16 protein-coding genes are annotated in these 21,013 nt (G+C 69.9%); 5 read left to right on the forward strand and 11 right to left on the reverse strand.

What is annotated here, in order from left to right:
- Position 1: 1 nt before the first annotated feature.
- The 3 genes from AABA78_RS36775 to carB all read right to left on the reverse strand — a co-directional run bounded on the left by AABA78_RS36775 (position 2) and on the right by carB (position 6,150).
- Positions 2-2,011 carry a rhomboid family intramembrane serine protease gene (locus AABA78_RS36775; protein WP_338270155.1) on the reverse strand — a complete coding sequence of 670 codons (2,010 nt, stop codon included), beginning with the start codon at positions 2,009-2,011 and terminating at the stop codon, positions 2-4.
- Positions 2,012-2,159: 148 nt separating this feature from the next.
- Positions 2,160-2,837 carry an SMI1/KNR4 family protein gene (locus AABA78_RS36780; RefSeq protein WP_338270157.1) on the reverse strand — a complete coding sequence of 226 codons (678 nt, stop codon included), beginning with the start codon at positions 2,835-2,837 and terminating at the stop codon, positions 2,160-2,162.
- Positions 2,838-2,898: 61 nt separating this feature from the next.
- Entirely contained in the window at positions 2,899-6,150 is a 3,252-nt protein-coding gene (carB, locus tag AABA78_RS36785) for a carbamoyl-phosphate synthase large subunit (RefSeq protein ID WP_338270158.1), read from the reverse strand.
- A 142-nt stretch (positions 6,151-6,292) separates the two neighbouring features.
- On the opposite strand from carB, the gene AABA78_RS36790 reads away from it, so the two are divergent.
- The gene (locus tag AABA78_RS36790) at positions 6,293-7,042 is read left to right on the forward strand and encodes a hypothetical protein (protein ID WP_338270159.1); all 750 of its coding nucleotides are present in this window, start codon (positions 6,293-6,295) and stop codon (positions 7,040-7,042) included.
- 58 nt (positions 7,043-7,100) lie between these two features.
- Here AABA78_RS36790 and AABA78_RS36795 read toward each other — a convergent pair whose 3' ends face one another.
- The 5 genes from AABA78_RS36795 to AABA78_RS36815 all read right to left on the reverse strand — a co-directional run bounded on the left by AABA78_RS36795 (position 7,101) and on the right by AABA78_RS36815 (position 11,580).
- Entirely contained in the window at positions 7,101-8,294 is a 1,194-nt protein-coding gene (locus AABA78_RS36795) for a pyridoxal phosphate-dependent aminotransferase (RefSeq protein ID WP_338270161.1), read from the reverse strand.
- Positions 8,295-8,373: 79 nt separating this feature from the next.
- Positions 8,374-8,856 carry a pantetheine-phosphate adenylyltransferase gene (gene coaD, locus AABA78_RS36800; protein WP_120557127.1) on the reverse strand — a complete coding sequence of 161 codons (483 nt, stop codon included), beginning with the start codon at positions 8,854-8,856 and terminating at the stop codon, positions 8,374-8,376.
- Positions 8,857-8,903: 47 nt separating this feature from the next.
- Positions 8,904-9,461, reverse strand: coding sequence for a 16S rRNA (guanine(966)-N(2))-methyltransferase RsmD (gene rsmD, locus AABA78_RS36805; RefSeq protein ID WP_171414345.1), 558 nt, complete (start codon positions 9,459-9,461; stop codon positions 8,904-8,906).
- Positions 9,462-9,471: 10 nt separating this feature from the next.
- A complete protein-coding gene (locus tag AABA78_RS36810; protein WP_338270162.1) occupies positions 9,472-10,527 on the reverse strand; it encodes a hypothetical protein in 1,056 nt (351 codons plus the stop codon).
- Positions 10,528-10,575: 48 nt separating this feature from the next.
- On the reverse strand, positions 10,576-11,580 hold the full coding sequence (locus AABA78_RS36815; protein WP_338270163.1) for a cation diffusion facilitator family transporter: 1,005 nt from the start codon (positions 11,578-11,580) through the stop codon (positions 10,576-10,578).
- A gap of 113 nt (positions 11,581-11,693) precedes the next feature.
- On the opposite strand from AABA78_RS36815, the gene AABA78_RS36820 reads away from it, so the two are divergent.
- From AABA78_RS36820 to typA, 3 genes are all read left to right on the forward strand, one after another.
- Entirely contained in the window at positions 11,694-13,283 is a 1,590-nt protein-coding gene (locus AABA78_RS36820) for a sigma 54-interacting transcriptional regulator (protein WP_338270164.1), read from the forward strand.
- The gene (locus AABA78_RS36825) at positions 13,280-14,203 is read left to right on the forward strand and encodes an alpha/beta fold hydrolase (RefSeq protein WP_171414353.1); all 924 of its coding nucleotides are present in this window, start codon (positions 13,280-13,282) and stop codon (positions 14,201-14,203) included. Before AABA78_RS36820 ends, AABA78_RS36825 begins: the two co-directional genes overlap by 4 nt.
- Positions 14,204-14,369: 166 nt before the next feature.
- Complete coding sequence (gene typA, locus AABA78_RS36830) at positions 14,370-16,223, forward strand: translational GTPase TypA (protein WP_338270165.1); 1,854 nt, start codon at positions 14,370-14,372, stop codon at positions 16,221-16,223.
- Between the two features lie 78 nt (positions 16,224-16,301).
- Here typA and AABA78_RS36835 read toward each other — a convergent pair whose 3' ends face one another.
- The gene (locus AABA78_RS36835; protein WP_338270166.1) at positions 16,302-17,108 is read right to left on the reverse strand and encodes a hypothetical protein; all 807 of its coding nucleotides are present in this window, start codon (positions 17,106-17,108) and stop codon (positions 16,302-16,304) included.
- Between the two features lie 160 nt (positions 17,109-17,268).
- Here AABA78_RS36835 and AABA78_RS36840 point away from each other — a divergent pair, with 160 nt between their 5' ends.
- A complete protein-coding gene (locus tag AABA78_RS36840) occupies positions 17,269-18,087 on the forward strand; it encodes an AraC family transcriptional regulator (protein ID WP_338270167.1) in 819 nt (272 codons plus the stop codon).
- A 4-nt stretch (positions 18,088-18,091) separates the two neighbouring features.
- Here the strand turns inward: AABA78_RS36840 and cglE are convergent, their stop codons facing one another.
- Together cglE and AABA78_RS36850 are read right to left on the reverse strand one after the other, a co-directional pair.
- Positions 18,092-18,691: an adventurous gliding motility protein CglE gene (gene cglE / locus AABA78_RS36845; RefSeq protein ID WP_171414384.1), complete on the reverse strand. Its 600-nt coding sequence runs from the start codon at positions 18,689-18,691 to the stop codon at positions 18,092-18,094.
- 164 nt (positions 18,692-18,855) lie between these two features.
- Positions 18,856-20,961: a TonB family protein gene (locus AABA78_RS36850; protein ID WP_338270168.1), complete on the reverse strand. Its 2,106-nt coding sequence runs from the start codon at positions 20,959-20,961 to the stop codon at positions 18,856-18,858.
- Positions 20,962-21,013: the final 52 nt, after the last annotated feature.

The following is a 21,013-nucleotide window of genomic DNA, read 5'->3' on the forward strand; positions in this document are numbered from 1 at the left end:
CTCAGGCCGCCGCGGCCACCTGCCCATAGTAGTGCGCCGTGAACTGGCCCTCGGTCGCGAAGCGCGGATAGCGGCCCTCGGCCAGGGTCGGCGCGTCGGGCATGGGATTGGCGGCGGAGTGCTCCAGCAGTGCCGCCAGGAAGCGAGCATAGGCCTCACGCGGCGCGACCCCGGGATGGCGCTCCGCCAGCCCGAGCCCGGCGGCCGGGATGCGCAGCACGGTCGGCCCGCGCTCCGGGTCTCCCCAGGACACCACCAGGTCGGTGAGCACCGTCTGCCTCGGTGCTGCCCCTTCCGGCACGGCGACAGGCAGCATTCCCACGGCCACCGCCAGGACCTCCGTGATGGACAGCGACCGGCGCTGACCGCCCTGCGCCTCCACCAGCAGGGCCTTGGAGGACAGCCCCAGGATGCGACAGGGAACGATTCGCGGGGGCAGCAAGGTCCCCCCGACCGCCACGGGCGCCAGGGCCGCCACGGCGCGGGTCCGGGCCGTCGCGGACTCCGTGTCCAGATCCATTCCCCGGTTCTTCATCCGCGCCCCCATCCGGACCGCCTCCACCTCCAGCTGTTCCACCCGCTCCGCCAACGCGGCGGCATCGCCTGTCGCCAGCGCCTTCGCCCGGGTCAGGTATCCGGCCGCCTGCTCCGGAGCGTCACGGCGCGCCAGCCTCAGCTCCGCCGCCCGAATCAGGGCACGCACCGCCATGATGCCGGTGCCCTTGCCGGCCGCGGCGTAGAGCGACTCGGCCATGGCTGTGGCGTTGGCGGGAGCCTCGCCCTGGTCCAGGCCCTGCGCCACGCGCCACGCGACACCCGGACGCAGCCGCTCCACCGGGAACAGCTCCCCCAACTGGTCCACCGCGTTCCAGAGCGGTTCGGGGACGTCGTGGGCGACCAGCAGCTGCAGTGCCTTCTCCACCCGCGCGGAGCCGGACGGCACCTGGCCGTCCTCCAGCTCCATCCGCCCCAGCCAGAGTAGCGCCTCGGTGTGGTCCGGATGATCCGCCAGGATGCGTAGGAAGGTCGCGCGCGCCTTGTCCCGGTCGCCGCTCTCCAGCGAGGTCTGCGCCTCCACCATGCGGGGATCCGCGACCCAACCGCCGTCGCGCTCGGCGATGGCGGGGGCGACGAAGCGCTCCTCCAGGCGGGTGAGCCGCAGCGCGCCGGCCGCGCCGAAGCCAAAGACAAACCCGCCGATGTGGGCCATCACCGCGACGCCGGTGTTGTTGCCCCACAGCAGGAAGTTGAGCACCTCGTTGCCGAACCAGAGGCTCGCCCATAACCAGCCGGGAACGCCAAAGGTCCCGCGCCAGAAGTGCAGGAACCAGACGAGGTAGCCCACGCGGACCTTGCGCGTGGCGAAGCGCAGGCAGAACGCGCCCATGCACGCCGCCACGGCCCCCGACGCGCCCACCATCAGGGTCTGGGACGTGGGAGCGAGCGCGAAGTGGGCCACCGCCGCCACCAGGCCCCCCACCCCGTAGAACCCCGCGAACAGCGGCCGGCCCCAGACGTCCTCGAGCAGCAGGCCCACGACGTAGAAGAACAGCAGGTTCCCCAGCAGGTGCATCCACCCGAGGTGCAGGAACATGTACGTCAGCCAGCCCCACTGCTTCAGGCCCCGCGCGGGCACCAATCCCAGACGTTGAAGCAGTCCGGAGTCCCGGACCTTCAGCACGCCGTCGCAGTGCGCGTCGAGCTTCGCCTGGAGCACCTCCACGTTCACGTTGCGGAGCGATGTCGGTGACTGCTCCTTCATTCGAGCCAGCAGGGCCTTGCCGTGGTCGCTGAGCAGGGCGCCGCACGCCGGGGGCAGCTCCAGCTGGCGATGAACGAGTGTCTCCTGGATCAGCGCGCGGACCTCCGCCTCGTTCACTCCCACCGGGTTCGCGGGAATCACCCAGGTGATGAAGAAGGCAACGACACAGACGGCGGTGATGGAAAGCGAGACCCAGGGGCGTCGCTCCAACGTCGCGCCCTCCACGCCAAGCGGGAGCAAGAAGACCATGTCGGATGCCTCACCTCGGCGGGCTGGCCCCCAAGCCATGCCGCGCCACGCGATGCGCATGGACATAGCACGTCAAGGCACACGCCTTCATCCGGCGCGCTCAACAGGACATGTCTTCAAAATCCACCAAACCGCAAAGCCATGTAATTCAAAACCAACCCAGGTCCTCACCCTGGAGCACGCGCAACACCAAGGCCTTGCGTGACGCCAGGTCCTTCATGGCCCGAGCGAAGAACGCGTAATCAAACCCAGCCACGGGCGCGTCTCCGTTCATCCATCGCAACACCACCGCGGCAATGGCCATGTCGAAGAACGCTTGTTCGACAGGGTCGGTGATGCTCGCCCGGAGCGCCGTCACGTCCTGCTCCCCCAGGAACACCTGGGTGCGGGCCCCGGCTGGGTGCTCCTGGGCCCAGACGCGCCGCTGGCGCATCACCCAAGCGAAGACCTTGTTGGACCAGAAGCTCGCCATCGTGAGGGTGACCTCGAAGCCGGTCTCCGCGTTCACGAGGTCCCACTCCCCTGCTGCGTTCACCGCATCCACGGCGAACGCCACGGTGTGCTGGAAGTCGAAGTCCGCGAAGGACACCCGCCCTCCAGGCGCCAGGAAGAGCTCCTCCAGGGGCCGGATGACGAGCGCAGGCGCCTCCACCCTCAGCCCGTCATGGGCCTCGTAGAAGCGCCGGACGTTCGCGGGGAACGTCACCCCCAGCCGCCGCTCACAGGCATCGAGGTCTTCCTGCGTCGCGCCAGGACCGAAGCGGACCTCCATCCCGGTACGGGACGCCGCCTTCTCAAGAGCAGGCCGGAACTCCTCGATGCGCATCCATCCCCCTCAAACCGACGCGCGGCCCCCGGTCTCCCAGGGGCCGCGAACCTTCACGGCACTACCGCCGCGCCGGAGGCACGCCGCCTTCGCCGTACAGGTACGCCTGCAGCGGCTTCACCGCGAGGTCCGAGCGCTTCAGCGACTCCAGCGCGCCCACCGCCATGCGCGCCGCCTGCACCGTCGTGTAGTACGGCACCGAGTGCATCAACGCCTCACGGCGGATGGAGAAGCTGTCCGCGATCTCCTGCTTGCCGAAGGTGGTGTTGATGACCAGCACGATCTCCCCGTCGACGATCTTGTCGACGATGTTCGGCCGGCCCTCCTTCACCTTCTGCACCCGCTGCGACTCGATGCCCTTCGTCAGCAGGTAGTCGTGCGTGCCCGCCGTCGCCGTCAGGCTGAAGCCCAGCGACCGCAGGCGGCGCGCCAGGTCCACCACCGCCGGCTTGTCCTCGTCCTTCACGGAGATGAACACCCGGCCCGTCTTGGGCAGCTTCACGCCCGCCGCCAGCTGGCTCTTCGCGAACGCGGACGCGTAGTCCTCCGCCAGGCCCATCACCTCGCCCGTGGACTTCATCTCCGGGCCAAGAATGACATCCACTCCAGCGAAGCGCGCGAACGGGAAGACGCTCTCCTTCACCGCCACGTGCCGGAACTCCGGCTCCTCCGTGCGGCCCAGCTCCTTCAACGTCTTGCCCACCATGCAGAGCGCGGCGATCTTCGCCATGGGCATGCCCGTCGCCTTGGAGATGAACGGCACCGTGCGGCTGGCGCGCGGGTTCACCTCCAGGACGTAGATGTTCTTCCCCTGGATGGCGAACTGCACGTTCATCAGGCCCACCACGCCCAGCTCGCGCGCCATGGCGATGGCCTGGTCCTTCATCCGCTCCACCAGGTCCGGCGACAGCGAGTGCGGCGGCAGCGTCGCGGCCGCGTCACCCGAGTGCACGCCCGCCTCCTGGATGTGCTCCAGCACGCCGCCAATCAGCACCTGCCCCGTGCGGTCCGCCACCAGGTCCAGGTCCACCTCGATGGCGTCCTTCAGGAAACGGTCGATGAGCACCGGGTGCTCCGGCGACGCGCTCACCGCCTCGCGCATGTAGCGCTCCAGGCTGGCCGCGTCGTAGACCGTCTCCATCGCCCGCCCACCCAGCACGTACGACGGGCGCACCATCACCGGATAGCCGATGCGCTCGGCCACCTTGAAGGCCTCCGCGTGGCTGCGCGCGACGCCGTTCTCCGGCTGCTTCAGGCCCAGCTTTTCAATCAGCTTGGAGAACTTCTCGCGGTCCTCCGCCCGGTCGATGGCGTCCGGCGACGTGCCCAGGATCGGCAGCCCCGCCTGCTCCAGCGGCACGCTCAGCCGCAGCGGCGTCTGCCCGCCGAACTGCACGATGGCGCCCACCGGCTTCTCGCGCTGGGACACCTCCAGCACGTCTTCGATGGTCAGCGGCTCGAAGTAGAGGCGGTCGGACGTGTCGTAGTCCGTGGACACCGTCTCCGGGTTGCAGTTGACCATCACCGTCTCGTACCCGGCCTCGCGCAGCGCGAAGGCCGCGTGCACGCACGCGTAGTCGAACTCGATGCCCTGGCCGATGCGGATGGGGCCGCTGCCCAGGATCAGCACCTTCTGCCGGTCCGTGGGGGGCGCCTCGTCCTCCTCCTCGTAGGTGGAGTAGAGGTAGGGCGTGTACGCCTCGAACTCCGCGGCGCAGGTGTCCACCCGCTTGAACACCGGCCGGATGCCGCGCGACTGCCGGTGCGCCCGCACCTCCGCCTCCGGGTAGCCCATCAGGTTGCCCAGGTACTTGTCGGAGAAGCCGTGCGCCTTCGCCTGACGCAAGACGTCGTCCGGCAGGTGATCCAGGCGGCCGATGTCCGCCAGCGACTGCGCCTCGTGCACCAGCGCCTCGATGTGCCGCAGGAACCACGGGTCGATGGCGGAGAGCTGGTGCACCTGCTCCACCGTCATGCCCTCGCGGAACGCCTGCGCTACGAACCACGGGCGCTCCGGGCGGGGCACGCGCAGCCCCTCGTGGAGGACCTTCTCGCGCTCCTCCTTCTCCGTGGGCAGCTCCGGCGACTCCAGACCCACGCGCCCCAGCTCCATGGAGCGCAGCGCCTTCATGTACGCCTCGGGGAAGGTGCGGCCAATGGCCATGACCTCGCCCACCGAGCGCATGCTCGTCGTCAGCGTGCGGTCCGCCTTCGGGAACTTCTCGAAGTTGAAGCGCGGCACCTTCACCACCACGTAGTCCAGCGTCGGCTCGAAGGAGGCCGGCGTGTCGCGGGTGATGTCGTTGCGCAGCTCGTCCAGCGTGTAGCCCAGCGCCAGCTTCGCGGCGACCTTCGCGATGGGGTAGCCCGTCGCCTTGGACGCCAGCGCGCTGGAGCGCGACACGCGCGGGTTCATTTCAATGACGACCATGCGGCCGTCGCGCGGGTGGATGCCGAACTGGATGTTGGAGCCGCCCGTGTCGACGCCAATCTCGCGGATGATGGCCAGCGACGCCTGCCGCATGCGCTGGTACTCGCGGTCCGTCAGCGTCTGCGCGGGCGCCACGGTGATGGAGTCACCGGTGTGCACGCCCATCGGGTCCAGGTTCTCGATGGAGCAGATGATGATGACGTTGTCCGAGGAGTCGCGGACCACCTCCAGCTCGTACTCCTTCCAGCCGAGCACGCTCTCCTCCACGAGGATGGTGGAGGTGGGGCTCGCCTTGAGGCCCGAGCGGCAGATGGCCTCGAACTCCTCGCGGTTGTACGCGATGCCGCCGCCCGTGCCGCCCAGCGTGAAGGAGGGACGGATGATGGCCGGGAAGCCGATCTCCTCCACCAGCGCCATGGCGTCCGTGAGCGTCGTGGCGTAGCCGCTCTTGGGCAGCGACACGCCGATCTTCTGCATGGCCGCCTTGAAGAGCTGGCGGTCCTCGGCCTTGTTGATGGCCTCCAGCGACGCGCCGATGAGCCGCACCCCGTACTTCTCCAGGATGCCCCGCTCCGCGAGCGCCTTCGCCAGGTTGAGCGCCGTCTGCCCGCCCATGGTGGGCAGGAGGGAGTCCGGGCGCTCGGCGGCGAGGATCTTCTCCGCCGCCTCCACGGTGATGGGTTCAATGTAGGTGCGGTGCGCGAACTCTGGGTCCGTCATCACCGTGGCGGGGTTGCTGTTGAGCAGCACCACCTCCACGCCCTCGTCCCGAAGCGCCTTGATCGCCTGGGTGCCTGAGTAGTCGAACTCGACGGCCTGCCCGATGACAATCGGGCCCGAGCCAATCACGAGAACCTTCCGGATATCAGTGCGCTTTGGCATCGGGCGCCCCCCATACCAACGTCCGCCCCCACATGCACGCGGTGCGTTGTGGCATCCGAAGAGACCGTCCGACGCCCGCTCGCTCGGGGGACCCCGGCCCGGCGTCCTCTGCTACGCTGCCGCGCTTCCCTCCGGAGGTTTCATGCGTCGCTGGCCCCTGGCCCTGCTCGTCCTTCTCGCCGCGCCTGCCCTCGCCCAGGACCCCGCTCCCGCCGCCACGCCCGCCCCCGCCGAGCCCACCCCGGCCCCCACCCAGGCTCCGGCCGCGGCCGCGCCGACTCCTGAACCCGCCGCGCCGACTCCGGCCCAGCCACCCGCGGCGTCCCCCACGCCGGCCCCGCGCAAGGCCGCGCCAGCGCCCACCCCGGCCCCGGCCCCGGCCGCCACGCCCATCGCGCCCACCGCGCGCCTACCGACGCCCCCCACCCCCTCCAGCGCGGGCACCGTCGACCTGGGCAAGCTGCGGGAGGCCGCGCGCCCCAGTGAGGAGGACCTGACCCCCGAAGGCCTCGCGCGCTCGGTGATCCGCAACGAGGCGCGCTTCCTCTTCCAGAGCCTGCTGACGGGGGACGTGCGCAACGCATCCGCGGAGCTGGCGTACCCGTTCCAGTTGGAGGACAAGCGCTTCAACACCCCGGACGAGCTGGTGCAGGTGTGGGTGAAGCAGCTGCGCGCGCGGCGCACGGACCTGGTCACCCTCTACGACATCGAAGTGCTGCCCATCGCGGAGATGGAGAAGAAGTACGGCAAGCCGCCCGCGCGCCTGGGGCTGGATCCGCGCGCGCTCAAGGACACCTGGGCCGCGGTGGGCAACCTCTCCGGCCACGCGGCCATCTTCCTCTTCCGCGGCAGCCCGGACCTGAGCTGGCACGCCTTCGCCTACACGGACTGAGACGACAGGAGCGCCCGGCGTTTCCACCGGGCGCCCTGCCCTGCGTCAAGGCCGCGCTTCAGCTCAGCGCCGCGACGAAGTCCCGCAGGCGCGCGAGGCCCTTCTGGAGCACCTCGCGCGAGGTGACGAAGCTCATGCGGATGTAGCCCGGCGCGCCGAACGGATCCCCCGGCACCGCCGCCACGAGGAAGTCGTTGAGCAGCGCCTCGGACATCTGGAGCGAGTCCGTCAGCGGCTTGCCCTTGTACGTCTTTCCCAAGAGGCCGCGCACGTCCGCCATCGCGTAGAAGGCCCCTTCCGGCAGCCGGCAGCGGATGCCGGGGATGGCGTTGAGCCCCGCGACGAACAGGTCCCTGCGCTCGCGGTACTCGTTCACCATCGCGGTGATGGTGTCCGTGGGGCCGTTGAGCGCCGCCAGCGCCGCCTTCTGGGTGATGGAGGACGCGTTGGACGTGGACTGGTCCTGCACCAGCTGCATGCCGGAGATGAGCGCCTTGGGGCCCGCCGCGTAGCCCAGCCGCCATCCCGTCATCGCGTAGGACTTGGACAGGCCGTTGGACACCAGCAGCCGCGGCACCAGGTCCGGCGCCACGTTGCCGATGTTGAGGAACGGCTCCCCCGTGTAGAGGAGCTTCTCGTACATGTCGTCGGTGACGAGCATGCAGTCGTGGCCGCGCACCGCGTCCGCGATGCCCTCCAGCGTGGCGCGCGAGTACACCGCGCCCGTGGGGTTGGCCGGGCTGTTGAGCACGATGGCGCGCGTGCGCGGGGTGAGCGCCTTCTTGATGGCCGCGGGGTCCGGCGCGTAGCCGTCCTCCTCGCGCGTGGGGACGATGACCGGCGTGCCGCCCGCCAGGTGCACCATGTCCGGGTAGCTCACCCAGTACGGCGCGAAGATGATGACCTCATCCCCTTCGTCCAGCAGCGCCTGGAAGCAGTTGTAGAGCGACTGCTTGCCGCCCGCCGTCACCACCACCTGATCCGGCGCGTACTTGAGGCCGTTGTCCTTCTCCAGCTTGCGGCAGACGGCCTCGCGCAGCTCCGGCATGCCCGCGGTGGCGGTGTACTTCGTGAAGCCCGAGCGGAGCGCGTCGATGGCCGCCTGCTTCACGAACTCCGGCGTGTCGAAGTCCGGCTCACCGGCGGCGAGCACCACCACGTCCTTGCCACCTGCGGCGAGCGCCTTGGCGCGGGCGTTGAGGGCCAGGGTGGCGGAGGGCTTGATGGCATTCAGCCGGCGGGCGAGTTTCATGTGCCTTGCCTAGCGCGGAACTCCCGAAGCCGACAAGCACTACGGGCACGCCGCGTTGCCCGGCTGCCCTTCCGTCGCCCTACGGTTTCGGGCCGAACTTCTTCTTCAGCCCCGCGTTCACGTTCGGGGGGACGAGCCCTTCCACGTTCCCTCCGAAGGTGGCGACCTCCCGGACGAGCTGCGAGGAGATGTAGAAGTAGTCCTCGCCCGTCATCATGAAGACAGTGTCGATGTCCGGCGCCAGCTTGCGGTTCATGTTCGCCAGCTGGAACTCGTATTCGAAGTCCGACACCGCGCGCAGCCCGCGGATGACGACGCTCACGTTGCGCTGGTGCACGTAGTCCACGAGCAGGCCGTGGAAGGCGTCCACCTCCACGCGGGGGTCGTTCACCGCCTCGCGGATGAGCTCGATGCGCTCCTCCTGGCTGAAGAGGGGCGTCTTCTTCGGGTTCACCGCGATGGCGACGATGAGCCGGTCGAACATCTTCAGGCTGCGCTGGATGAGGCTCAGGTGCCCGTTGGTGAGCGGATCAAACGAACCAGGATAGATGGCAACCGGCATGGGTGCGCAGGAGTCTCGGCGGGCCCACGGGGCGGGTCAAGCGCACGTCACGGCGCCCGGTAGAAGCTCACCAGGGTGTCCCCGAACCGGCGCTGATCCTCCCGGGTGAGCCCCGCGTGGGCGTCCGGGGCCGCCTCCCGCTTGTCGTGCTCCACCACCACCGTGCCGCCCGGCGTCACCACGCCCGCGGCCGCCACCGCGTCCAGCACCGTCTCCACCACGCGCGCCGCGTAGGGCGGATCCGCGAAGACGAGCTCGAACTTCTCCCCCTGCTTGCCCAGCGTCCCCAGCGCGCGCACCACGGGCTGCGCCAGGATGGACACCTGGGCGGTGAAGCCCAGGTCGTCGGTGTTCTTGCGGCACAGGGCCAGGGCCTCGCGGTCCTGGTCCACCAGCACCAGCCGGCCCGCGCCCCGCGACAGGGCCTCCAGCCCCAGCGCGCCGGTGCCCGCGTACAGGTCCAGCACGGCCTGGCCGTCCAGGAACTGGCCCAGCATGTTGAAGATGGTTTCACGGACCCGGTCCGCCGTGGGGCGGATGTGTCCGGACGACGGCTTGGGCCCCGTCAGGGCCCGGCCCTTCGCGCTGCCTGCAACGATGCGCATGGGCGCCCTTCTAGCCCAGGTCCCCGTCCGGCTTCGCCAGGAACGCCATGGCCACCGACGCCGAGCGGTGCGCCCCCAGCGCCGCCAGCGCCTCCGTGGCCTCCGCGAAGGACAGCGCCTCCAGCGTCTCGCGCGAGGCGGGCGACAGGGGCGGCAGCCCCTCCTCCAGCACGGACAAGAGCTCCCCGGCCGGCATGCCCGCCGCCTGGGCCCGCGCCACCACCTGCTCGCGCACCTCCGGCGGCCAGGCGCGCAGGGCCAGCGGACCGAAGGGCCCTGCCCGGTCCACCTTGCGCACGCCCGCGGCCACGTAGCTGGACAGCCCCCCGGAGGCCCCCGGGGACACGTCGCCCACCGCCACCGCCACGCCCTTCCCGGCGGCGGTCTCCACCACCCGCCGGAGCAGCTCCACGTCCAGCTCCGCGCCGGGCTCGCCGGCCCCCAGCTGCGCGTCCGACACGCGCAGGAAGCGCACCGGGACCTGCCACTGCGACAGCCCCTCCAGCAGCGTCTCGCACGCGTCCACCAGCCCGCCGGAGGACGCCTGCGGCGGGGACACCTCCAGCGACAGCTCGCGCTCCTTGAGCGGGCCCACCAGCGCGTTCACCGCCTCCACCGCCTCGTAGGAGGTGAGGCGCGACAGGTCCAGCGACACCAGCGCGAAGCCGGCGTCCACCACGCGGAAGAGCCCTTCCTGGAGCGCGTCCAGCACGTCCGCGTCCGTGGACGTCACGCGCAGGGGACCGGCCTGGAGGAACAGGGGCCGGGTGTGCCCGGCCTCCTGGGCGGCCGCGTGCACCGACTGCACGAAGCGCTCCGGCGCGCCCCGGTCCGCCAGCGGGTGCGGACACGCCAGGCCCAGCACCGCGTCCTCCGCTCGGGCCGCGCCCAAGAGGCCCGGCAGCGCGCCCTTCGCCAGCACCGGCAGGCACGGCAGCGCCGTGGGCGTGGACTCCAGCGCCCGCAGCAGCTCCCGCGGATCCAGCAGGGGCACCCGGGAGCCCGGGCCCACCCGCGCCACCACGTTGCCCGGCCGCAGCGACAACACCTTGTCCAGCACGCTCATAGGAGCCGGCCAGAATCCCCGCCCCGCGCGCCTTTCGCAAGCGCGGGCTCAGTGCACCTCGCCCAGGTGAGCGTAGGACTGGCTCTCGATCTGGATGGTGGTGTGGTCGATGCCGAAGCGGTCGAAGAGGTCGTGCTTCACCGCGGACAGGATGTCGTCGTTGTTGCAGACCATGGGGTCCGCCACCACCAGGTGCGCCGACAGCGCGTACATCCCGCTGGAGATGGTCCACACGTGCAGGTCGTGCACCGCCTGCACGCCCGGCACCTTCCCCATGAGGTCCCGTACCTGCTCCAGGTCCACGTGCGCGGGCACCGCCTCCAGCAGCACGTCCACCGCGTCCCTCACCAGCCGCAGCGCGCCCACGACGATGATCATGGAGATGAGCACGGAGATGATGGGGTCCACGATGTACCAGCCGGTCCACCACATCACGCCCGCGCCAATCAGCACGCCCACCGACGACAGCGTGTCCCCCAGGACGTGCAGGAATGCGCCGCGCACGTTCATGGAGTGCGTCTGGTGCAGGAAGCCCAGCGCCGCCAGGTTCGCCACCAGACCGATGCCCGCCACCAGCGCCATGGGCCCCAGCTCCACCGGGGCCGGCGTGCGCATGCGCTGCCAGGCCTCCATCAGGATGAAGATGGTGATGACCAGCAGCAGCACCCCGTTGAGCAGCGCGCTCAAAATCTCCATCCGGTAGTAGCCGTAGGTCTTCTTCAGGTCCGCGGGCCGCCCGGCGAACCACAGCGCCAGCAGGCTGAGGATCATGGCCGACACGTCCGTCAGCATGTGCCCGGCGTCGGAGAGCAGCGCCAGCGAGTTGGTGAGGAAACCACCCACCGCCTCCGCCACCATGATGGTCGCCGTCAGCCCCAGCGCGAACAGCAGCCGGCGGCGGTCCTTGCGCCGCTCCTCCGCCAGCCCGCCCCGCTTGGGGCCGTGCGAATGACCGTGCCCGGGGCCGTGCGAATGCCCATGGTGGGAATGGTCATCATGGTCGTGCGAATGGCCGTGCCCTGCCCTGCCGTGTGTATGTGGGGGTGCGCTCACAGGGAACCAGGGTACGCGAACAGCGCTGTCATTCGGACAGGTGCCGCTGGATTGATTTCGGACAACCCCGTAGATCCGTTGTCCTGATCCGCAACAGGACGAGGACCGTGGGGATGGACTTCGAGAAGCATCAGAATCTGCACACCATTGTCATGTTGAGGGATGTCATCCGCAAGTGGTGGCAGGTGGAGCTGTCGTTCGCGGATCGCCACGGCATCGTGCACGACTGGCAGCGCGGGGATTTCATCCCGCCCCCCAACGACTTCTGCCGCCACTCGCTGGGGGCGCGGGAGGGGATGCGGCGGTGTGCCCAGTCGGTGCGGGTGCTGCATGAGAAGTTCAAGGCCGCCAAGAACCTGCGCCGCTCGCTGTTCCACGACTGCCACCTGCGCCTGTCCATCGTGGGCGCGCCGCTCTACATCCGCAACGAGTACGAGGGCTTCCTCTTCGTGGAGGGCTTCGCCCGCCAGCCGCTCACCCCCGGCGACGGGCAGGTGCTCCTGGGGAAGATGCGCGACATCGCCCCCGGGGCGCTGCTGGAGCTGGAGGGCGCCGCGGAGCGCGTGCCGGTGCTGGACGGCTCGGAGCTGAGCAAGCTGTCCGACCTCCTGGAGTTCGCGGTGACGGAGATCGCCAACCAGGAGGTGGAGCTCACGCGCAAGGAGGAGACCATCCAGTCCATGGCCTCCGAGCTGTCCAACCGCTATCGCTTCGAGAAGATCATCGGCCGCTCCGGGGCCATGAACGAGGTCTTCCGCTTGATGGAGAAGGTGGCCAACTCCGACTCCACCGTCCTCATCAACGGCGAGTCCGGCACGGGCAAGGAGCTGGTGGCGCGCGCCATCCACCACAACGGCCCGCGCAAGGACAAGCCGTTCGTCGTGCAGAACTGCTCCGCCTTCAACGACAACCTGCTGGAGAGCGCCCTCTTCGGGCACACCCGGGGCGCCTTCACCGGCGCGCTCAAGGACAAGAAGGGCCTCTTCGAGGTCGCGGACACGGGCACCTTCTTCCTGGACGAGGTGGGCGACATGTCCCCGGCCCTCCAGGTGAAGCTCCTGCGCGTGCTCCAGGAGGGCACCTTCCTGCCCGTGGGCGGCACCCAGTCCCGCGAGGTCGACGTGCGCGTCATCGCCGCCACCCACAAAGACCTGGGGGAGCTGGTGAAGCGCGGCGAGTTCCGCGAGGACCTCTTCTACCGCATCAACGTCATCCGCCTGCAGCTGCCGCCCCTGCGCGAGCGCAAGGACGACCTGCCCGTCCTCATCGACCACTTCCTGCGCAAGCACCACCGCGAGGGCCAGCGCGCGCGGGGCCTGGCGCCGGAGGCCCTGGGCATCCTGGGCGCCTACGCCTGGCCGGGGAACATCCGCGAGCTGGAGAACGAGATTGAACGCCTGCTGGTGCTGGGCGGCGAATTGGAGGTCATCCCCGCGGAGCTGCTCTCCAGCCGCATCCGCGACGCCGTCGTCCCCGGCGGCGGGCCCTTCATCGCCCCGCGCGCGCACGGCAAGCTGCACGAGGCGGTGGAGTCCCTGGAGAAGGAGATGATCCACCAGGGCCTGGTGCGCACCCGCTACAACAAGAGCCGGCTGTCGCGCGAGCTGGGCATCAGCCGCTCCAACCTCATCTTGAAAATCTCCCGCTACGGGCTGGACAAGGGCATCCCCGAAGGCCTGGACGCGGACGAGGTGGAAGCGTGAGCGCGCCCCATGGACAGGCGGTCTCCTTCCGCCAGGACTCGCTGCGGGTGCCCGACGGCGCGGACCTCTACTACCAGGTGCGCGGGGACGGCAGCCCGGGCATGGTGCTGTGCGACGGCCTGGGCTGTGACGGCTTCGCGTGGAAGTACCTATTGCCCTACCTGGGCCGGCGCCACCGGGTGCTCAGGTGGCACTACCGGGGCCACGGCAAGAGCACCGTCCCCACGGACCGCACGCGCATCGGCATGGCGTACACCTGTGACGACCTGGCGCGGGTGATGGACGCGGCGGGGATGGAGAAGGCCGTGCTCTTCGGCCACTCCATGGGCGTGCAGGTGGCGCTGGAGTTCCACCGCCGCTACGCCCGGCGCGTGGAGGGGCTGGTGCTGGTGTGCGGCAGCTACGGCATGCCCCTGGACACCTTCCACGACTCCACGCTGCTCAAGCGCATCTTCCCCACGCTCCGGTCCGCGGTGGAGCGCTTCCCCCGCCACACCGCGCGCATCGTGCACGGGGCGCTCACCACGGAGCTGGTGGTGCAGCTGGCCATCCGCCTGGAGATGAACCCGGAGCTCATCGCGCGCAACGACCTGGCGCCCTACTTCACCCACCTGGCGCGCATGGACCCCGTCGTGTTCGTGCGCACCCTGGACTCGCTGGCGAACCACACCGCCGAGGACCACCTGGAGCACGTGGACGTGCCCACCCTGGTGGTGGCCGGGGAGAAGGACCGCTTCACCCCCGGGTGGCTGTCCCGGAAGATGGCCGAGCACATCCCCGCCTCCGAGCTCCTGATGATTTCAGAGGGCACCCATACCGCCCCACTGGAAGTCCCGGGCCTCGTGGAGCTGCGCGTGGAGCGCTTCCTGAGAGAGCGGCTGGGGGTTGAAACGGCCGAGTCACGACCCAAGGTGGGATAAGCGCCCGAGGGGGGGACGGCCTGATTGTCTGCCTGCTGGACACCCGCCTTCATTGCAGGCGGGAAGCCCCCGGCATATAAGCCCCCGCCTTCCGGGTTCCGGTGGGATTGAGAAACCCCGTCCTGGGCGTCTCTCCTCGCACCTTCTTTCTAGTCAGTTGGTCCGCATGATCTCTCGCGAAAACATCCGCAACGTCGCCATCGTCGCTCACGTCGACCACGGCAAGACCACCCTCGTCGACCACCTGCTCCGGCAGGCCGGCACCTTCCGCTCCAACGAGCACGTGGCCGAACGGGTCATGGACTCGAACGACCTCGAGCGCGAGAAGGGCATCACCATCCTCGCGAAGAACACCGCGGTCTCCTACAAGGGGATGCAGATCAACATCATCGACACCCCGGGCCACGCCGACTTCGGTGGCGAGGTGGAGCGAGGTCTGCGCCTGGTCGATGGCGTCATCCTGCTGGTGGACGCCGCCGAAGGCCCCCTGCCCCAGACCCGCTTCGTGCTCACCAAGGCGCTGGCCATGGGCCTGAAGACGGTGCTGGTCATCAACAAGATCGACCGTCAGGACGCCCGGGCCAAGGAAGTGCTGGACCTGGTGTACTCGCTCTACATCGACCTGGGCGCGAACGAAGAGCAGTTGGAGATGCCCGTCCTCTACACGGTCGCTCGCCAGGGTCAGGCCTCCACGTCGCTGGACGTGCCGGGCAAGACGCTGGAGCCGCTGTACGACGCCATCATCAAGCACATCCCGCCCCCGCCCCCTCCCCCGGCGGAGCAGACGACGCTGCAGCTCTTGGTCGCCAACCTGGACTACGACGACTACGTCGGCCGTCTGGCGGTGGGCCGCGTGCAGGCGGGCCGCATCACCCCGAACATGCCCGTGTCCGTCGTCCGCGAGGGCGGCAAGGTGCAGCAGGGCAAGGTCGTCAAGCTGTTCGGCTTCTCCGGCCTGAAGCGCACGGAGATCGCGGACGCGGGCCCCGGTGAGATCGTCTCCATCGCGGGCATCGAGGAGATCTCCATCGGCGACACCATCGCGGACTTCGAGAAGCCCGTGGCGCTGCCGCGCATCACCGTGGACGAGCCCACGATGATGATGATCTTCAAGGTCAACGACGGGCCGCTGGCGGGCAAGGAGGGCAAGTACGTCACCTCCCGCAACCTGCGCGAGCGCCTGTACCGCGAGGCCTACCGCAACGTGGCCGTGCGCGTGGAGGACACCGCGACGCCGGACGCGTTCCGCGTGGTGGGCCGTGGCGAACTGGCGCTGGCGGTCATCATCGAGAACATGCGCCGCGAGGGCTACGAGCTCACGGCCTCCAACCCGGAGCCCATCACCAAGACGGTGGACGGCCAGGTCCACGAGCCCATGGAGCTGCTCTTCTGCGACGTGCCGGAGAACAGCGTGGGCGTCGTGACGGAGCGCCTGGGGCCCCGCAAGGGCCGCATGACGGACATGACGCAGCTGGGCTCGGGCCGCACCCGCCTCCAGTTCCGCATCCCCGCGCGCGGCCTCATCGGGTTCCGCTCGGAGTTCCTCACCATCACGCGCGGTGAGGGCATCATGAGCAGCCAGTTCGACGGCTTCGAGCCGTGGTTCGGCTACATCCCGAAGCGCGCCAACGGCGCCATGGTCTCCGACCGCCTGGGCGACACGGTGCCGTACGCGCTGTTCAGCATCCAGGAGCGCGGTCAGCTCTTCGTGGGCGCGGGCACCACCGTGTACGAGGGCATGATCATCGGCGAGCACGCGCACCCGTCCGAGCTCAACGTCAACTGCTGCCGCGAGAAGAAGCTCACCAACATCCGCGCCGCCGGCCGCGACGAGAACGTCATCCTCGTCCCGCCGCGCGAGATGGGGCTGGAGAAGGCCCTGGAGTGGATCGCCGACGACGAGCTCGTCGAGGTGACGCCCAAGTCCGTGCGCATGCGCAAGAAGGCGCTGGCCGTGGGCGAGCGCTACCGCGCCGAGCGCGACCGCAAGCGCGAGGAGCGCGCCGAGGCGGCGGACTGAAGCCGTCTCGATAGCGCCTGAAGCTTCCAGGGGCCGTCACCCAGCACACCGGGTGGCGGCCCCTTCTTCGTCCAAGGCCTAGAAGCCGAACTGGACGAGCCGGGCGCGGTACGGCGTGGAGTTGCTCCGGCCCGCCTGGTCGTCCCAGCCCTTGAACTCCACGTCATCCAGGAGCCGCTCCGTCTGGCCGTTGACGGTGACGGCGTTGATCAACGGCGCGCCCAGCGAGCCCACGTTGCGGGCCGCGAGCCGGTTCACCGGATCCAACGCCTCCTGCCGTCCCTGGGAGCAGCTGTCGGTGAAGTAGCAGCCCCGGTCGCAGGTGGCCTTCGAGTTGTAGGCGCCATGCTTGTTCACGGCCACGTAGATGCGCGGCGCGCCCCGGTACGCCCCCGCGTACTCCAGCTGCGCGTAGCCGTACCAGCCCGACGAGTCGCACGCCGTCTCCAGGTGCGCGGACAGGAAGGCCTGGTCCAGGTACCAGCGGCCGTCGGCGTAGTGCACGTCCAGCACCTGGAACTCGGAGTCCCCGTCGTGCGCGAAGACGTTGAAGATGCCCAGGCTGGGGATGCCGTGGTCCTCCGAATAGGCGTCCAGGTAGAAGATGCGCAGCGTGCGCAGCGCGGAGCTCAACGGCCGCGCCGCGAAGTACGGCCGGCGCGCCACGCCCTTCTCCCCCTGGGCAATCCACAGCGTGGGCATGAAGGCCGCCGCCACCTGGAGCTCGCAGGCGTCGCTCACGCCGTCGCCGTCCGCATCCGGCACCTGCCCCCAGCACGCCTCCGCGGGCGGCAGGTCGGGCAGGCCTTGCGCGAGCGCGGGGACGGACAGCAACGACAGCACCAGCACCCACGCTCGAGCGTGGGAACGGAGGACGGGGGTCATGGGCTTACCTGGAAAGAACCGCGAGGGTGACTTTCAGGGTGAGCACACGAGCGACAGAGCTGAATCCGCCCGTCAGGCCGGGGCACCTGTCCGCCGGTCGTCGAAGCGGTAGTAGAACCGCGCCAGGACACGGGCGTCCGGGAGGAGGCGGCAGCAGCGGGTGGAGTCCAACGCGGGCAAGCCTCGGGGCCTGTTGCATCCGCGCCCGGATCCCCGGCACTTCGAGCACGTCCGCGTCCTGCCGTCGGAGGACCTGCGCCCCTGGGTCGAACACTTCTGGGCCGTGCGCTGGGACCTGCGCGGACAGCCGCCCGTGCATCAGCAGACCCTGCCACACCCGTCCGTGCACTGGGCCTTCCAGGACGGCACGTCACGCGTGGGCGGCGTGCACCGGGGCCGCTTCTCCCTCACGCTGGAGGGGCTGGGCGGCGTGTTCGCCATCAAGTTCCGGCCCGGAGGCTTCTTCCCCTTCGTGGGCACGCCCGTGTCCGCCCTCACGCAGCGCACCGTGCCCCCGGAGCCCCTGCTGGGCCCCAGGGCGCGGGAGCTGGAGGCGGCCATCCTCGCCACCGACGTCACGCGCGACGCGGACGCGGAGCGCATCGCGCTGGCGGAGGCCTTCCTGCGGGCGCACAGGCCCGCGCCGGATCCGAACGTGGCGTGGGTGCAGGAGCGCGTCACCCGCATCCTGGAGGACCGCGCGGTGACGAAGGTGGAGGACCTGCTCACGCCGGGTGGCCCGGGCCTGCGCACGCTGCAGCGGCTGTTCAACCGCTACGTGGGCGTGAGCCCCAAGTGGGTCATCCAGCGCTACCGTCTGCATGAAGCTGCGGAGCGGCTGCGCGAAACTCCGCCGCCGGAGCTGGCGCGGCTGGCGCTGGAGCTGGGCTACTTCGACCAGGCCCACTTCATCCGCGACTTCCGGCGCGTCGTGGGCCACACGCCCGCCGGATACGCCCGGCAGGCGGCGCGGCGTTGAAGCCTCAGAACGTGTACTTCACGCGCGGGAACACGGCGAACGACATGATGTTGGGCCCGAAGATGTAGCGCCCCAGCAGGTCCGCCCCCACGGAGAAGTGGTCGAAGGACGTCGCGTACTCCACGCCCACGCCCAGGCCCGCGTTGAAGGCGTTGATGGAGCGGCCCGGGTCGCCCTCGTCCGGATCCACCGGCGTGGGGTCCAGGCGCGTGTAGCCCGCCGCCACCTTGGGCGTCAGGTAGAAGCGGTGGGCCAGCTGCACGTGGTACGCGGCCGTCAGGTCGCCAAAGGCCACCGTGAAGTTGTCCGACAGCGCGCAGACGTTGGAGTCCGGCAGGTAGCCCGCGAAGCAGTTCTGCGCGGAGGACCCCAGCGCGAAGTGGGCGCCCAGGGACAGCCGCTCCGTCAGGTCATAGCCGATGCCCAGCTGCACGTACGACTGCGCGTTGGAGTAGCTGTTCTCGCCGCCCACCGTGAAGAACACCCCGACGTCGGTCTCGGTGAAGAACCCCCGGCGCGGCTCGAACGGGACGCCCTCCGGCGGGGTGGCTCCCAGGGCCGGCGTCGCCAGCGCGAGCGCGGCCAACAGCAGCGACTTCCTCACGACTCCTCCCGTCACGTTGTCCTCCTGCTCCCTCGCACTCCGGGCAGCAGCGGCACGGACAGTAGTGATGCCGGGCACGAAACGGCAGCGGGGAAAAACGAAAATGGCGTGGACCGTTTCGTCCACGCCACTTCGGTCTTCCAGTCTACGAATCGCGCCCCACGTTACTCAGCGGCGTCCGCGCCCGAGGGCGAGAACAGCCAGGGGTACGTCACATTCACCACGCCGCCGCCCTTGGGCTCCGGGAACTTCCAGCGGCGGATGCGGGAGATCATGCACTGCTCCGCCGGGGTGCTGCCCAGCGTGGACTCCGACACGTTGGCGTCCGCCACCGCGCCCGCCGGGTCGATGGTGAAGGCCACCGCGACCTTGCCAGCCAGCGCCGGGTTCTTGTTCAGCTCCGACTCGTAGCAGTACTTGATCTCATTCTGGTGCCGCCGGATGACCTTGGCGATGACGTCCTTGTCCAGGCCGCCAATCACCGTCGTCTTGCCGGGGATGACCTTGGTGACGGACTTGCCGCGGCCGCCCAGGTCGATGCCGCCGGACCCGCCCGTGCCCCGGCCGTTGCCCTGGGTGCCCAGGCCGCCGATGCCCAGCGCCGTGCCGCCACCGCCGTTGCCCGTGCCGCGCGAACCCATGCCGCCCACGCCGTGAGCGTCACCCATGGCCGCGCCGCCCTTGAGGCCGCCCAGCGAGTTGTTGATGCCGGTGCCGATGCCGCCCGGACCGAACACGTCCGACGCGCCACCCTTCATGCCCTTGAGCGCGCCCAGGAGACCGACCTTGCCCACCACCTGGCGGTCCTTCTCCTTCTTGCTCTTGTCCACCACCGGGGTGCCCGGCTTGGAGGGCGCGGCCTCCTCCTGCTTCGCCTCCTGCTTGCCGAACTTGCCCTCTTCGTCCTTCGCCTTGGCCCCCTCCTCCACGCCGGAGAGCTGGAGCTTCTTCGCCTCCACCTTCTTCTCCGGGGCGATGAGGAACTTGGCCACGCGCTGCTGGGACTCGAAGACGTCGTCCGCGGACTTCGTCTCCGTGTGCGGCGTCAGCACCATCGCGGTGACGAAGGCCGCCGCGGCGAGGATGCAGATGGCGGCGATCTTGAAGAAGCTGAAGTCGCGGTCGGACAGCGACGTCGCCAGGATGGCCGGCGACGGCTTCACGTAGCGCATCACGAACGCCACCGTGCCCAGCGACACCTCCGCCCGGTCATGCAGGCCCAGGGTGAAGAGCTGCTCCTGGTCCGGCGTGGCGTTGTTGAGCTGGCCCGCGGCGCGCAGCGCGTCCTTCGTGCGCACGTCGCCGTTGTTGGTGACGAACACGCCGGAGCCCGCCGGAGCGCGCAGCTCCAGCTTGTCGCCCTTGCTCACCGCCAGCACGTGGCGCTTGCCCACCTGCGGCGAGTACACGGTGAAGGTGTTCTTGGCGCCCTCGCCGATGGTGACCGGCGCGCCGTCCTTGAAGTGCTGGACCTCCAGCATCTGGTCGCCCCAGAGCATGGAGACCTGCAGCACCTTCGCGTCGGGCGTCGGCTGCGCGTCCCTGGGCAGCGGCTCCTGCAGGTGCGGCGGAGGCTGCGGCTTGCGGGCCGCCGCCACCTGGGGAGGCGTGGCCTTGCGCGCCGCCACCGGAGGCGCCGGAGGACCGAACACCGGGGTGGACGTCACGTTCGTGGACACCTGCGCGCCCATCGCGCCCGCCGGAGCGGAGCGCGGCGTGCTCACCGTGCCCACCACGTTGGCCGCGGGCGCGGCGTTCATCGCGGGCCGCGGAGGCGGAGGCGCCTGCCGCATGTTCGGAGGCACCGGAGCCGCGTGCGCCGCCGGAGCCGCATGCGCCGGGGGCGCACTGACCGGAGCCGCGTGGGCCACCGGAGCCGCCGGAGGCATCACCGGGTGCTGCTGGAACACGCCGGGCTGGGCCACCGCCGCCGCCGGAGCCACCGGCCGGGGCGCGTCACCGAAGAGCACCTCCACCTGCGAGGTGCCCACCGTGAGCACGTCCCCGGGCTTGAGCGCCGTGGGGATGATGAGCCTCTGCCCGGACACCTGGGTGCCAGCTTCACTGCCCAGGTCGATGGCCGTCACGGAGCCATCGTTGTCCACCTTCAGCATCACGTGGAGGTTGGACACGCGCGGATCCTGAATCTTCACCGCCGCCTGGGCGCCCGACCCCACGATGACACTCTCCGCCTCCGAAACCGTCTCCTGGATGGAGCCGTCGGGGGTGGTGATCCGAAGCGTCAAACCGTTTTTTCTCGCCGCCGCCATGAAGTTCTTCCTTCTTCCCTTCCCGTCCCGAAAACGTTCAACGCCACCTGTG

This window comes from Corallococcus caeni, assembly GCF_036245865.1.
GTDB lineage: Bacteria > Myxococcota > Myxococcia > Myxococcales > Myxococcaceae > Corallococcus > Corallococcus caeni.